We start from the raw sequence: 13,229 nt of genomic DNA, 5'->3' as shown, positions 1-13,229 counted from the left end.
ATGTACACATGGTCTAAACGCCTTCGTCTCTCGCAGACCGAACGTTCACCGCGTGCCACACAGGGCACGCCGCTCGGCAAGCGTCGATTTTCCTTTTTAGGCAGCGTTCTTTTTATGCCGTTTTTGTTGGCGGGTTGCGTCGATCGTGCGGTCAGCGGTGGCCTGAATCAGCCGCAGCAGGAAGCGATCCCGGATACCAAAGTGGTGGATTATCGCATCGCTGCATGCGACAGCCTGTGGCCGCTCGACGAAAAAGATGCGTTGAATAACTCACTTTACTGGCTGCGAGCCATGGACTGCGCCGATCGCATCGGTTCAACCCAGGCGCGTGCGCTGGCGAAAACCCTGCCCGGCAACAGTTGGGACGGCATTTTCAAACAAAGTATCCTGTTGGCCAGTGCCGAGCCGACCTCGGGCGAACGTCGCCAGATGATCGACCGCCTGAACAGTTACCGCATGGAGTTCCCAAGCTCACTGCGCCCGCTGTTGCAGCTGTGGCGTCAACAGCAGGTACTGCAGATAACCCTGTTTGATGAAAAGGCGCGCTATCAGCACCTGCAGGAAAGCTCCGACAGCCAGATAGATGCGCTGCGTCAGAGCCAGGTGCACTTACAGGCGCAGTTGCAGGACACTTCGCGCAAGCTGGAAAACCTGACCGATATCGAACGCCAGCTCTCTTCGCGCAAGCAGATGCAGAGTGACATCCCGGACAACAGCGGAACGCAGCAAAAAACCGACGCCACGGGCAAGAAAGTCGCGCCGGCCAAGGCTGCAGAATTGGATGCTGAACCTGAGAAGGGTACCGCTTTGCCGGTGGAGCCGGAAGATACCTACGCGCCGCCCCCCGCTAACAAGGAGTCTCACGCGCAATGACCGCACGCAAACCGGCCAATTTGTTATTGGTTGACGACGACCCCAGCCTGCTTAAGCTGCTGGGGATGCGCCTGACCAGCGAAGGTTTTCATGTCACCACCGCCGAAAGCGGCCAGGAAGCGTTGCGCCTGTTAGGGCGTGAGAAGATTGATCTGGTGATCAGCGACCTGCGGATGGATGAAATGGACGGCATGGCGCTGTTTGCCGAAATCCAAAAGCATCAGCCCGGCATGCCGGTGATCATCCTCACCGCCCATGGCTCGATCCCGGACGCGGTGGCGGCTACCCAGCAAGGGGTGTTCAGCTTCCTGACCAAACCGGTGGATCGTGATGCGCTGTATAAAGCCATCGACGATGCCCTGTCGCTGTCACTGCCGGCAGGTGACGACAGTTGGCGTGAAGACATCGTCACCCGCAGCCCGATTATGCTGCGCCTGCTGGAGCAGGCAAAAATGGTGGCGCAGTCTGATGTCAGCGTATTGATTAACGGCCATAGCGGCACCGGTAAAGAGGTGTTGGCGCAGGCGATCCACGGTGCCAGCCCTCGTGGCAAAAAGGCGTTTATCGCCATTAACTGCGGTGCATTGCCGGAGCAACTGCTGGAGTCCGAGCTGTTTGGCCATGCCAAAGGGGCCTTTACCGGCGCGGTCAGCAGTCGCGAAGGGCTGTTCCAGGCGGCAGCCGGCGGCACGCTGTTCCTCGATGAGATCGGCGATATGCCGCTTTCGCTGCAGGTTAAGCTGCTGCGCGTGTTGCAGGAGCGCAAGGTGCGCCCGCTGGGCAGCAACCGCGATCTGGACATTGACGTCCGCATCATTTCCGCCACCCACCGCGATCTGCAAAAGGCGATGGCGAAAAACGAATTCCGCGAGGATTTGTACTACCGCCTGAACGTGGTGAACCTGAAGATCCCGGCGTTGAATGAGCGTGCCGAGGATATCCCGCTGCTGGCCAATCATCTGCTGCGCGAATCGGCCAAGCGCCACAAACCCTTTGTCCGCAGCTTCTCAACGGACGCCATGAAACGCCTGATGACCGCCACCTGGCCGGGCAACGTGCGCCAACTGGTGAACGTGATCGAGCAGTGTGTGGCCCTGACCTCCGCGCCGGTGATCAGTGAAGCGCTGGTTGAGCAGGCGTTGGAAGGGGAAAATACCGCCTTGCCGACCTTTGTCGAGGCCCGCAATCAGTTTGAATTGCACTATTTGCGCAAGCTGTTGCAGATCACCAAGGGTAACGTGACCCAGGCCGCGCGCATGGCAGGCCGCAACCGTACCGAGTTTTATAAGTTGTTGTCGCGCCATGAACTGGACGCCAACGATTTTAAAGAATGATGTTTTCCGCCGTAGCCTGCGCACGCAGGTTCTCAACAAATGCGGCGGAATGATTTACACTCCGTTCTCTAGTTTGTGGCGTGGCCCAACACAGAGCACCATGGAACGTATTAAGCGGGATCCGAAACAATGAGCAGATCACTTTCCATCGCACTGGCCCAGCTAAATCTGCTGGTCGGTGACATTGAAGGCAACACCGAACGCATGTTGCAAACCGTGCAAGAGCAGCAGAAGGCGGGAGCCGATCTGGTCATGTTCACCGAGTTGGCGCTCTCCGGCTATCCGCCGGAAGACCTGCTGTACCGCAACGATTTTTATCAGCGCTGTGACGCACAGCTGCAGCGTTTGCAGCAGGCCTCTGCCGAGGTTGCCATTCTGGTTGGTCATCCGTGGCGCGAAGGCGACAAGCTGTATAATGCGCTGTCGCTATTCTCTGAAGGGCAGTTACTGGCGCGTTACTTCAAGCAGCAGTTGCCGAACTACGGCGTTTTCGATGAGAAACGCTACTTCCAGGCCGGTAGCGAAACCTGCGTGGTTGAGCTGAAAGGCTATCAATTGGGCCTGCTGATTTGCGAAGATCTGTGGTTCCCTGGGCCGGTCGATGCCGCCAAGGCGGCCGGTGCCGAAATGATTTTGTCGATCAATGCTTCGCCGTACAATCGCGAAAAGCCGTATATCCGCAAGACGCTGATGGCCGGCCATTGCCAACGTACCCATCTGCCGCTGGTGTATCTGAACCAGATTGGCGGGCAGGATGAGCTGATTTTCGACGGCTGTTCGAAGGTGTTCGATGCGGCCGGCAATATGACCCATCGGCTGACGGCGTTTGCTGAGCAGGTGACCCTGCTTGAGCTCAATGAGCTGGAGGTGGTGCCAATGACTGCACCGGCCGCCGAGCTGCCACAGTTGGCGCAGGTGTACGAAGCCCTGGTGTTGGCGGTGCGCGATTACGTCACTAAAAACGGCTTTAAGGGCGCGGTGCTGGGGTTATCTGGCGGGATTGATTCGGCGCTGACGTTGGCGATTGCCGTCGATGCATTGGGCAAAGATAAAGTGCAGGCGCTGATGATGCCGTTCCGCTACACCGCGGATATCAGCATCGCCGACGCCAAAGAAGAGGCGGAAATCCTCGGCATTGAATTCGATATCGTCTCTATTGAACCTATGTTCGACGCCTTTATGGGCCAGTTGACGCCCATGTTTGCTGGTACCGAACGCGATACTACCGAAGAAAACCTGCAGGCACGCTGCCGTGGCGTGGTGTTGATGGCGCTGTCCAACAAGCGCCGCAGCATCGTGCTGACTACCGGCAACAAAAGCGAGATGGCCGTTGGTTACGCCACGCTGTATGGTGATATGGCAGGTGGCTTCGACGTGCTGAAAGACGTACCGAAAACGCTGGTGTTCAAGCTGTCCGAATACCGCAATACCGCATCTTACGTGATCCCGCAGCGGGTTATCGATCGTCCACCGTCCGCCGAGCTGGCACCGGATCAGCTCGATCAGGACAGCCTGCCGCCGTACGACATTCTGGATGCTATTTTGGAAGGTTACGTCGAACGCGATAAGTCGGTTGCCGATCTGGTCGCCGAAGGCTTCGACGAGGCGATCGTGCGCAAGGTTATCCGTCTGGTGGATATCAACGAATACAAACGGCGTCAGGCCGCCGTTGGGCCGCGCATCACCGCCCGCAATTTCGGCAAAGACCGCCGCTACCCAATCACATCCGGCTTTGGCCGCAAAAATTGGTAATTAAGTGCCTATTCAATAGGCGTTATTGTCGCCGTTAGTTTGGGTTCGGACAGCACGCAGGGCCCGGAGCGTACACGTAGTACGTGAGGATCCCGAGTACTGCCCGGGCGCAAAATGACAAGAAAAATAGCCTAGTGAATAGGTGCGAGGAAACAAGATGAAAAAGATCGACGCCATTATCAAGCCGTTCAAACTGGATGATGTTCGTGAAGCGCTGGCTGAGGTTGGCATTACCGGGATGACCGTCACCGAAGTGAAAGGCTTCGGCCGCCAGAAGGGCCACACCGAGCTGTACCGTGGCGCGGAGTACATGGTCGATTTTCTGTCAAAGGTGAAAATTGAGATCGTGGTGGCCGACGATATCGTCGATACCTGCGTCGAGACCATCATGCAGACCGCTCAAACCGGCAAAATCGGCGACGGCAAAATCTTTGTCTTCGACGTGGCGCGCGTAGTGCGTATCCGTACCGGCGAGCAGGACGAAGAAGCGATCTAATTTATTGAGATACTCGGGCCTAGCGCACCGAGGGGCGCTCCGGCAGCTAAAGCTGCTACGACCCCTTCGGCACGCTCTCCCTAATAACAGGCTTTATCAGTCGCTTGGGGGCGCGGTTTAATACTGCGCCCTTGTTGTATCTGCCATCTGCTGTTCTGCTCCTGCCGACTCCTCCTTCTTTTGCAGTCATTCCTGTTGTGAGCATTCTAAAAAAGCGAAGGCTGTCGCATTTTTGATAGTTTTACCGATCGCTTTCCGCGCGGCATCTACACTCAACTCAATTCAACTATTTTGATTAAGGCGATCCCCAATGAATTTCAAGCTGCGGCTAGGCGGCAAGGGCGTGCATCCCCAGAAGCTTACTTCAGTAAGTGACTGGGGTAAGCGCACGCGGACAACAACGCAGCGGCTTGAAAGGCGATGGGGATGATGACGCTGCGCCAAATCCGCCACTTCATTGCGGTGGCGGAAACCGGATCGATCTCCGCCGCCGCCCAGGCGGTGTTTGTTTCACAATCCTCGCTGACGCTGGCCATCCAGCAACTGGAGACCGACATCGGCGTACGGTTGTTTGATCGCCACGCCAAGGGCATGAACCTTACGCATCAGGGACATCAATTTCTCCGCCAGTCTTATCTGATCCTCGCCACGGTGGACAATGCCAAGCGCAGCCTGCAACTGGGCACCGAAAGCCTGACCGGCAAGCTGACCATTGGCGTGACCAGCCTGGTAGCCGGGTACTTTTTGGTCGAGCTACTCAAGCGGTTTAAATCAGCCTATCCCAATGTCACCATTCAGATGATTGAAGATGAGCGTCCTTATATTGAACACCTGCTGGTGAGCGGGGAGATCGATATCGGCGTACTGATACTGTCGAATATTGAGGATCGTGATGCGCTACAGACCGAAGTGCTGATGCACTCGCCGTATCGTCTGTGGCTACCGCCACTGCATCCGTTGCTGGATCATGAAAGTATCGGGTTGGCGGATGTGGCGAAGCTGCCGCTGATCCAGCTGAATGCCGACGAAATGGACGTGCATGCGCGGCGTATCTGGGCGCGTGCCGGAGTGAAACCGGAGATCGCCATGAAAACCGGTTCGACGGAGGCGGTGCGCAGCCTGGTAGCGGCAGGTATGGGCGTCTCAATTCTGCCGGACATGGCCTATCGCGCCTGGTCGCTGGAGGGCAACATGATTGAGGCCCGCAAGCTGGTGGATCTGCTGGAGCCGCTGGATATCGGCCTGGCCTGGCGACGCGGCAGCGCGCGGCCGGAACTGGTCACGCCATTTCTCACCATTGCCCGTGAGAATGGCAATATGCATGCTGCCGGGCTGAAGCATTCGATTTAATCGAACGCGGCGTTCAGTATTTAGAATTTGTTGGCTGCCTGATGCTCGCTTAGTCTGATTGAAACTAACTTATTCACATTTAGTTAACGTTTTGGTCACTTAGAGGCGATACGCGATGGCAGATGTGCACCTCCTTTCAGGTTTATCCTGTCAGCAATTCATTAACGGTCAGTCGGTCGAAGGCGAAGGCCAGCAAGAGTGCATCGTTAATCCCGCCAATGGCGAAACGCTGGTTTCCATCACCGAAGCCTCATCGGCACAGGTTGGCAGTGCGGTCAAAGCGGCACAGCAGGCTTTCGGCCACTGGTCGCGCACCACGCCGGCCTACCGTGCTGCTATTCTGCTGCGCATTGCCGACGCCATCGAACGGCAGGCCCCGCGCCTGGCCGGTCTGGAGGCGCTCAACTGCGGCAAGCCGTTGCATCAGGCCCTCAATGATGACCTGCCGGCGGCCGTCGACGTGTTTCGTTTCTTTGCCGGCGCGGTGCGAACCCAGCAGGGGCAACTGGCCGGTGAATATATTGAAGGACACACTTCGATGATCCGCCGCGACCCGATCGGCGTGGTGGCCTCGATTGCGCCGTGGAACTACCCACTGATGATGGCGGCGTGGAAGATCGCACCGGCGCTGGCGGCGGGCAACACCGTTGTTTTCAAACCTTCCGAACATACTCCGCTGACCATTCTTGCGCTGGTGCCTGCACTGCAGGACATCCTGCCGCCGGGCGTGCTGAATATCATCTATGGCGGCGGAGAAGGGGTCGGCAGTCATCTGGTCGGGCATCCGCAGGTGCGTTTGGTCTCGGTGACCGGCGATATTGTCACCGGGCAAAAAATTCTGCAGGCCGCGGCGAAAAGCGTCAAACGCACGCATCTCGAACTGGGTGGCAAGGCCCCGGTGATTGTCTGTGACGACGCCGATCTGGATGAAGTGGTCAACAGCATCCGTACCTACGGCTATTACAACGCCGGGCAAGACTGCACCGCAGCCTGCCGCATCTACGCGCAAGCGGGGATCTATCCGAAGCTGGTGGACGCGTTGGGTGAGGCGGTGGCCAGCCTGCGTTTTGCTCGCAAACGCGATGAAGATAACGAAATCGGCCCGCTGATCAGCAGCCGCCAGCGCGATCGCGTTGCCAGCTTTGTCGAGCGGGCGCTCAGTCAGCCGCATATTGAATTGATCACCGGTGCCGCCGCGCACTCCGGCCCTGGCTTCTATTACCAACCCACGCTGCTGGCCGGCTGCCTGCAAAGCGACGAAATCGTCCAGCGCGAGGTGTTCGGCCCGGTGGTGAGCGTCACCCGCTTCGAACATCTGGAGCAGGCGGTCAACTGGGCCAACGATTCCGAATACGGCCTGGCCTCGTCGGTCTGGACGCAGAATATCGATCGGGCGCTGCATATCGCCGCGCATCTGCAATACGGCAGCACCTGGATCAACACCCATTTCACCCTGGCGAGTGAGATGCCACACGGGGGCCTGAAACGCTCCGGCTATGGCAAAGATCTTTCCAGTGATTCACTGCAGGACTACAGCGTAGTCAGGCACGTAATGGCGAAGTTTAAAGCCAGCTTCTAATGGCAGCATACCCGTCACCTTTCAAGCTGCAACTTGAAATTCATAGGGTAAATAAAATCAAACCAGGGCGGCAGCCGTTCCCTGCCGCACACGGATACGCAACACAGGGGTAATTACGATGGGAAAAACGACCGCAGTCACCACCACAGTTTCCGCACTCTGTTTCACCGTGCTTTGCGGTCTGGCTCAGGCGGCCGACTTGCCGCAGGCGCTGGGCAAAGGCGAGGGGCGCCTGGATATCATCGCCTGGCCGGGCTATATCGAGCGTGGCCAGTCCGATAAAAACTATGACTGGGTCAGCCAGTTTGAAAAGCAAACCAGCTGTGCGGTGAATGTGAAAACCGCCGCCACCTCCGATGAAATGGTCAGCCTGATGGCCAAGGGGGGCTATGACCTGGTCACCGCTTCCGGCGACGCCTCGCTGCGATTGATCTTCGGTAAACGGGTGCAGCCAATCAATCCGGCGCTGATCCCCAACTGGAAAAACATCGATCCGCGTCTGCTGAACGGTGCCTGGTACACCGTGGCTGGCAAAACCTATGGCACGCCTTATCAGTGGGGGCCAAACCTGCTGATGTACAACACCAAAACCTTCCCGACGCCGCCAGACAGCTGGGCGGTGGTGTTCCAGCAACAGAACCTGCCGGACGGCAAGAGCAATCAGGGCCGGGTGCAGGCCTACGACGGGCCGATTTACATCGCCGATGCGGCGCTGTTCCTGAAGGCCACGCAACCGCAGCTTGGCATCAGTGACCCGTACCAACTGAACGAAGAGCAGTATCAGGCCGCCTTGAAGCTGTTGCGCACCCAGCATGCGTTGATCCACCGCTACTGGCATGACACCTCGGTGCAGATGAGCGATTTCAAAAACGAAGGCGTGGTGGCCTCCAGCGCCTGGCCGTATCAGGCCAATGCGCTGAAAGGGGAAGGCCAGCCGATTGGCACCGTGTTCCCGAAAGAGGGGGTTACCGGTTGGGCGGATACCACCATGCTGCACGCCGATGCCAAGCATCCGAACTGTGCTTACCTGTGGATGAACTGGTCGCTGGAGCCGAAAGTGCAGGGCGACGTTGCCGCCTGGTTTGGTTCGGTACCGGCATCACCGGCGGGCTGCAAGGCCAGCACTTTACTGGGCGACAAAGGTTGTGAAACCAACGGCTTCAACCAGTTTGACAAGATTGCCTTCTGGAAAACGCCGCAGGCACAGGGTGGCAAATTCGTGCCATACAGCCGCTGGACTCAGGACTATATCGCCATCATGGGTGGTCGTTAATATCCCCTTCATACTTCGAGCAGCCTCTTTGTTGGCTGCCCGCACGTACCCCCAGTCACGTACTACTTGTACGCTTCTGGGGATACGTTTGGTTGCCGCCGCGAAGCAACTCGAATTATTTTGCGGATAAGTCTGTCCAGGTTACGGGGTGTCGCCAAACTCGCCGAAATCATTTGATTTGTTGGAGTGTAGATCATGACCATTGCCGTGCAATTTATCGATGTTTCGCGGAGCTTCGGCGACGTTCGTGCCGTGGACCGGGTTTCTATCGAGATACAGGACGGGGAATTCTTCTCCATGCTTGGGCCTTCCGGTTCGGGCAAAACCACCTGCCTGCGGCTGATCGCCGGTTTTGAACAACTCAGTGCCGGTTCGATCCGCATTCACGGCCAGGAGGCGGCCAACCTGCCGCCGTATCAGCGCGACGTGAATACCGTATTCCAGGATTACGCCCTGTTCCCACACATGTCGGTACTGGAAAACGTCGCCTACGGATTGATGGTGAAGGGCGTCGCCAAACGTGAACGGCTGGTGCGGGCACAGGAAGCGCTGGACAGCGTGGCGCTGGGGTTTGTGGCCGAGCGTAAACCGGCACATCTTTCCGGTGGCCAGCGTCAACGTGTCGCACTGGCCCGCGCGCTGGTGAACCGACCACGGGTGCTGTTGCTGGATGAACCGCTGGGCGCGCTGGATCTCAAGCTGCGTGAACAGATGCAGGGCGAATTGAAAAAGCTGCAGCGCCAACTGGGGATCACCTTTATTTTCGTCACCCACGATCAGAGCGAAGCCTTGTCGATGTCTGACCGGGTGGCAGTGTTCAACAACGGGCGAATCGAGCAGGTGGATGCGCCGCGTGAGCTGTACATGCGGCCGAAAACGCCGTTTGTTGCCGAGTTTGTCGGCACCTCTAACGTGGTGCGCAGCGAGCTGGCGCAGCGCTTGCTCGGCCAGACAGCCACCTTCTCGATCCGCCCAGAGCATATTCGCCTAATGGATCAGGCCGGTGCTGCGCAGGGTGAAATCCAGGTGCAGGGGTTGCTGCAAGAGATCCATTATCAGGGCGCGGCCACACGCTACGAAATTGCGTTGAGCAGCGGTGAGAAACTGCTGGTCAGCGAGGCGAATCCTCAGTGGCACGCCGCCGGGCAGCAGCACCTGATCGGTCAGCCGGTCACTGCCTGCTGGTCACGTGAGGCGATGGTGCCACTGCTGGAGGAGAGGTGAGATGGAGATGAGCATCGACTATCCCGCGCCGCGCCGCGGTACCTTGCGCACCCTGTCGACCTTTCTCTACCGCCGGCCGACGTTGTACCTGCTGCTGTTATTGGTTCCGCCGCTGTTGTGGTTCGGCGCGGTGTACCTTGGCTCATTACTGACGCTGCTGTGGCAGGGGTTTTATACCTTCGACGACTTCACCATGACGGTGACGCCGGATCTGACCTTCGATAACCTGCGGGCGCTGTTCAACCCGGCCAACTACGACATCATCCTGCGCACATTGACTATGGCGGTACTGGTGTCGCTGGCCAGTGCGGTGTTGGCGTTCCCGATTGCCTACTACATGGCGCGTTACACCAGTGGCCGCGTCAAGGCGTTCTTCTATATCGCGGTGATGATGCCGATGTGGGCCAGCTATATCGTCAAGGCCTACGCCTGGACGCTGCTGCTGGCAAAGGATGGTGTGGCGCAGTGGTTCCTGCAACATTTGGGGCTGGAGCCGGTGTTGGCGGCAATTCTGACCGTGCCGGGCGTTGGGGGCAATACCCTGTCGACCTCCGGGCTGGGGCGTTTTCTGGTGTTTGTTTATATCTGGTTACCGTTCATGATCCTGCCGATCCAGGCGGCGCTGGAACGCCTGCCGCCTTCGTTGCTGCATGCTTCGGCGGATTTGGGCGCACGTCCGTCGCAGACTTTCCGTTACGTGATCCTGCCGCTGGCGGTGCCGGGCATTGCCGCCGGGTCGATCTTCACCTTCTCACTGACGCTGGGAGACTTTATTGTGCCGCAGCTGGTGGGGCCTCCGGGCTATTTCATCGGCAGCATGGTGTACGCCCAACAAGGGGCGATCGGCAATATGCCGATGGCCGCGGCCTTTACCCTGGTGCCGATTGTGTTGATCGCGATTTATCTTTCCATTGTGAAACGTCTGGGGGCCTTCGATGCACTCTGAGCGCGCGCCATTAGGGCTGAAACTGGCCGCCTGGGGCGGTCTGATTTTCCTGCATTTCCCGCTGGCGATTATCGCCATCTACGCCTTCAACACCGAGGACGCGGCGTTTAGCTTCCCGCCGAAGGGCTTTACGTTACATTGGTTTAGCGTCGCTGCCGGTCGTCAGGACATTATCGATGCGATGCTGCTTTCCGCGCAGATTGCTGCGCTGGCGACGGCGGTGGCGCTGGTACTGGGCACCCTGGCGGCGGCGGCGCTGTACCGGCGTGATTTCTTTGGTAAGGACAGCATTTCACTGCTGCTGCTGTTACCGATCGCGCTGCCGGGCATTGTTACCGGTCTGGCGCTGCTGGCGGCGTTCAAGGCGCTGAATATCGAGCCGGGAGTACTGACCATCGTGATCGGTCATGCCACCTTCTGCGTGGTGATCGTGTTCAACAACGTCATCGCCCGTTTCCGCCGGACTTCCCATAGCCTGATTGAGGCTTCCATGGATCTCGGTGCCGACGGTTGGCAAACCTTCCGCTACGTGATGTTGCCCAACCTGGGTTCTGCATTGCTGGCCGGTGGCATGCTGGCGTTCGCGCTGTCGTTTGATGAAATCATTGTCACCACCTTTACCGCCGGGCATGAGCGCACGCTGCCGCTGTGGTTGCTGAATCAGCTCGGTCGCCCGCGCGATGTGCCGATCACCAACGTGGTGGCGCTGTCGGTGATGTTGCTGACCATGATCCCGATTTTGGGGGCCTATTACCTGACCAAGGGTGGCGAAAGCGTCGCCGGCAGTGGCAAATAGCTTCCCCCTTCGTCTTTCAAGCTGCAGCGTTGTTGGCTGCGAGTTAAACCCCAGTCACTTATTTTGTATAAGCTCCGGGGGATTTACGCTCTTGCCGCCTAGCTGCAACTTGAAATCCATTGGGGAAAGGGATCATGTCGCTAAAAATAAATAACTGAGGGGTTCGTCTATATGCAAAGCCAACTGTTGATTAACGGCCAACTGGTTACCGGCCAGGGCGCGTTGTTGCCGGTGTATAACCCGGCAACCGGAGAGGTAGTGGTACAGGTGGCTGAAGCCAGTGCAGAGCAGGTCGATCAGGCGGTGCTGGCAGCAGACGCCGCATTTGAACACTGGGGGCAGACCACGCCGAAGGAGCGTGCTGAACATCTGCTGAAGCTGGCGGATTTGATCGACAGCCATGCGGAAACCTTTGCCCGCCTGGAATCTATCAACTGCGGCAAACCCTATCACTGCGTGCTGAATGATGAGCTGCCGGGTGTGGCTGACGTCTTTCGCTTTTTCGCCGGGGCCAGCCGCTGTTTGAGCGGGCTGGCGGCCGGTGAATATCTGGCTGGACACACCTCGATGATCCGCCGTGATCCCCTGGGCGTCGTCGCCTCGATTGCCCCCTGGAACTACCCGCTGATGATGGCGGCGTGGAAGCTGGCTCCGGCCCTGGCGGCGGGCAATTGCGTGGTGCTTAAGCCGTCGGAACAAACACCGCTGACCACCTTCAAGCTGGCTGAACTGGCCGCCGGGCTGTTCCCACCAGGCGTGCTCAACGTCCTGTTTGGCCGTGGCGCCAGCGTCGGTGACAGGCTGACCGGCCATAACAAAGTACGGATGGTATCCCTGACCGGATCAATTGCCACCGGCGAACATATTATTGGCCATACCGCATCCGGAATTAAACGCACCCATATGGAGCTGGGGGGCAAGGCGCCGGTGCTGGTGTTTGACGACGCCGACCTGCAACAGGTGGTGGAAGGGATCCGCAGCTTTGGTTTCTACAACGCCGGTCAGGACTGTACCGCTGCCTGCCGCATTTATGCGCAGAAGGGGATCTATCCGCAGTTGGTGAAGGCGTTGGGCGAGGCCATCGCCAGCCTGAAGATCGGCCCACCGGAAGACCAAAGTAGCGAACTGGGCCCGTTGATTACCGCTCAGCATCTGGAGCGGGTGGTCGGTTTTGTCGAGCGGGCCAAGGCGCTGCCGCACGTGCAGGTGGTAACCGGTGGTGAGCGGGTTAACGGCCCTGGCTACTATTTCCAGCCGACGCTGTTGGCCGGTGCTCGCCAGGAGGATGAAATCGTGCAGCGTGAAGTGTTTGGGCCGGTGGTGACCGTCACGCCGTTCGACGATGAGGCGCAGGTGCTGGCCTGGGCCAACGAGTCTGACTACGGGCTGGCGTCTTCCCTGTGGACACGCGACGTAGGCCGGGCACACCGCCTGAGCGCCCGTTTGCAATACGGCTGCACCTGGGTGAATACCCATTTCATGTTGGTGAGCGAGATGCCGCACGGTGGCCAAAAGTTGTCCGGCTACGGCAAGGATATGTCGATGTATGGCCTGGAGGATTACACCGCTATCCGCCATGTGATGTTTAAACATTGATTTATCAGGT

At 58.3% G+C, this 13,229-nt stretch carries 11 protein-coding genes; all 11 read left to right on the top strand.

The window, feature by feature from the left end; all coding sequences use genetic code 11:
• The 11 genes from qseG to patD all read left to right on the top strand — a co-directional run bounded on the left by qseG (position 1) and on the right by patD (position 13,219).
• Entirely contained in the window at positions 1–873 is an 873-nt protein-coding gene (qseG, locus tag OCH02_RS15265; RefSeq protein ID WP_261431952.1) for a two-component system QseEF-associated lipoprotein QseG, read from the top strand.
• The gene (glrR, locus tag OCH02_RS15260) at positions 870–2,207 is read left to right on the top strand and encodes a two-component system response regulator GlrR (RefSeq protein WP_012146357.1); all 1,338 of its coding nucleotides are present in this window, start codon (positions 870–872) and stop codon (positions 2,205–2,207) included. The genes qseG and glrR overlap by 4 nt, the downstream gene beginning before the upstream one ends.
• A 129-nt stretch (positions 2,208–2,336) precedes the next feature.
• The gene (locus OCH02_RS15255) at positions 2,337–3,959 is read left to right on the top strand and encodes an NAD+ synthase (RefSeq protein ID WP_261431951.1); all 1,623 of its coding nucleotides are present in this window, start codon (positions 2,337–2,339) and stop codon (positions 3,957–3,959) included.
• A 157-nt stretch (positions 3,960–4,116) separates the two neighbouring features.
• Positions 4,117–4,455, top strand: coding sequence for a nitrogen regulatory protein P-II (glnB, locus tag OCH02_RS15250; RefSeq protein WP_261431950.1), 339 nt, complete (start codon positions 4,117–4,119; stop codon positions 4,453–4,455).
• A 426-nt stretch (positions 4,456–4,881) separates the two neighbouring features.
• Complete coding sequence (locus OCH02_RS15245) at positions 4,882–5,805, top strand: LysR substrate-binding domain-containing protein (protein WP_012146355.1); 924 nt, start codon at positions 4,882–4,884, stop codon at positions 5,803–5,805.
• Between the two features lie 115 nt (positions 5,806–5,920).
• Positions 5,921–7,384, top strand: a complete 1,464-nt coding sequence (locus OCH02_RS15240; protein WP_261431949.1) for a gamma-aminobutyraldehyde dehydrogenase — start codon at positions 5,921–5,923, stop codon at positions 7,382–7,384.
• 118 nt (positions 7,385–7,502) lie between these two features.
• On the top strand, positions 7,503–8,657 hold the full coding sequence (gene ydcS / locus OCH02_RS15235) for a putative ABC transporter substrate-binding protein YdcS (RefSeq protein WP_261431948.1): 1,155 nt from the start codon (positions 7,503–7,505) through the stop codon (positions 8,655–8,657).
• 195 nt (positions 8,658–8,852) lie between these two features.
• The gene (locus OCH02_RS15230) at positions 8,853–9,881 is read left to right on the top strand and encodes an ABC transporter ATP-binding protein (protein WP_261431946.1); all 1,029 of its coding nucleotides are present in this window, start codon (positions 8,853–8,855) and stop codon (positions 9,879–9,881) included.
• 7 nt (positions 9,882–9,888) lie between these two features.
• The gene (locus tag OCH02_RS15225; protein WP_370452814.1) at positions 9,889–10,827 is read left to right on the top strand and encodes an ABC transporter permease; all 939 of its coding nucleotides are present in this window, start codon (positions 9,889–9,891) and stop codon (positions 10,825–10,827) included.
• Complete coding sequence (locus OCH02_RS15220) at positions 10,817–11,623, top strand: ABC transporter permease (RefSeq protein ID WP_012146350.1); 807 nt, start codon at positions 10,817–10,819, stop codon at positions 11,621–11,623. Before OCH02_RS15225 ends, OCH02_RS15220 begins: the two co-directional genes overlap by 11 nt.
• A 171-nt stretch (positions 11,624–11,794) precedes the next feature.
• Positions 11,795–13,219, top strand: a complete 1,425-nt coding sequence (gene patD / locus OCH02_RS15215; protein ID WP_261431945.1) for an aminobutyraldehyde dehydrogenase — start codon at positions 11,795–11,797, stop codon at positions 13,217–13,219.
• Positions 13,220–13,229 lie beyond the last annotated feature (10 nt).

Source organism: Serratia quinivorans, from assembly GCF_946227985.1.
Classification (GTDB): domain Bacteria; phylum Pseudomonadota; class Gammaproteobacteria; order Enterobacterales; family Enterobacteriaceae; genus Serratia; species Serratia quinivorans_A.
Note: the sequence above shows the minus strand (reverse complement) of the source record. Positions and strands in the feature narration are given on the sequence as shown.

Excerpts from the sequence above, each read along its gene's own strand:
- OCH02_RS15220 (WP_012146350.1), top strand. The coding sequence starts at position 10,817 with ATGCACTCTGAGCGCGCGCCATTAGGGCTGAAACTGGCCGCCTGGGGC.
- OCH02_RS15240 (WP_261431949.1), top strand. The coding sequence starts at position 5,921 with ATGGCAGATGTGCACCTCCTTTCAGGTTTATCCTGTCAGCAATTCATT.
- qseG (WP_261431952.1), top strand. The coding sequence starts at position 1 with ATGTACACATGGTCTAAACGCCTTCGTCTCTCGCAGACCGAACGTTCA.
- OCH02_RS15255 (WP_261431951.1), top strand. The coding sequence starts at position 2,337 with ATGAGCAGATCACTTTCCATCGCACTGGCCCAGCTAAATCTGCTGGTC.
- OCH02_RS15245 (WP_012146355.1), top strand. The coding sequence starts at position 4,882 with ATGATGACGCTGCGCCAAATCCGCCACTTCATTGCGGTGGCGGAAACC.
- ydcS (WP_261431948.1), top strand. The coding sequence starts at position 7,503 with ATGGGAAAAACGACCGCAGTCACCACCACAGTTTCCGCACTCTGTTTC.
- OCH02_RS15230 (WP_261431946.1), top strand. The coding sequence starts at position 8,853 with ATGACCATTGCCGTGCAATTTATCGATGTTTCGCGGAGCTTCGGCGAC.
- OCH02_RS15225 (WP_370452814.1), top strand. The coding sequence starts at position 9,889 with ATGAGCATCGACTATCCCGCGCCGCGCCGCGGTACCTTGCGCACCCTG.
- glrR (WP_012146357.1), top strand. The coding sequence starts at position 870 with ATGACCGCACGCAAACCGGCCAATTTGTTATTGGTTGACGACGACCCC.
- patD (WP_261431945.1), top strand. The coding sequence starts at position 11,795 with ATGCAAAGCCAACTGTTGATTAACGGCCAACTGGTTACCGGCCAGGGC.
- glnB (WP_261431950.1), top strand. The coding sequence starts at position 4,117 with ATGAAAAAGATCGACGCCATTATCAAGCCGTTCAAACTGGATGATGTT.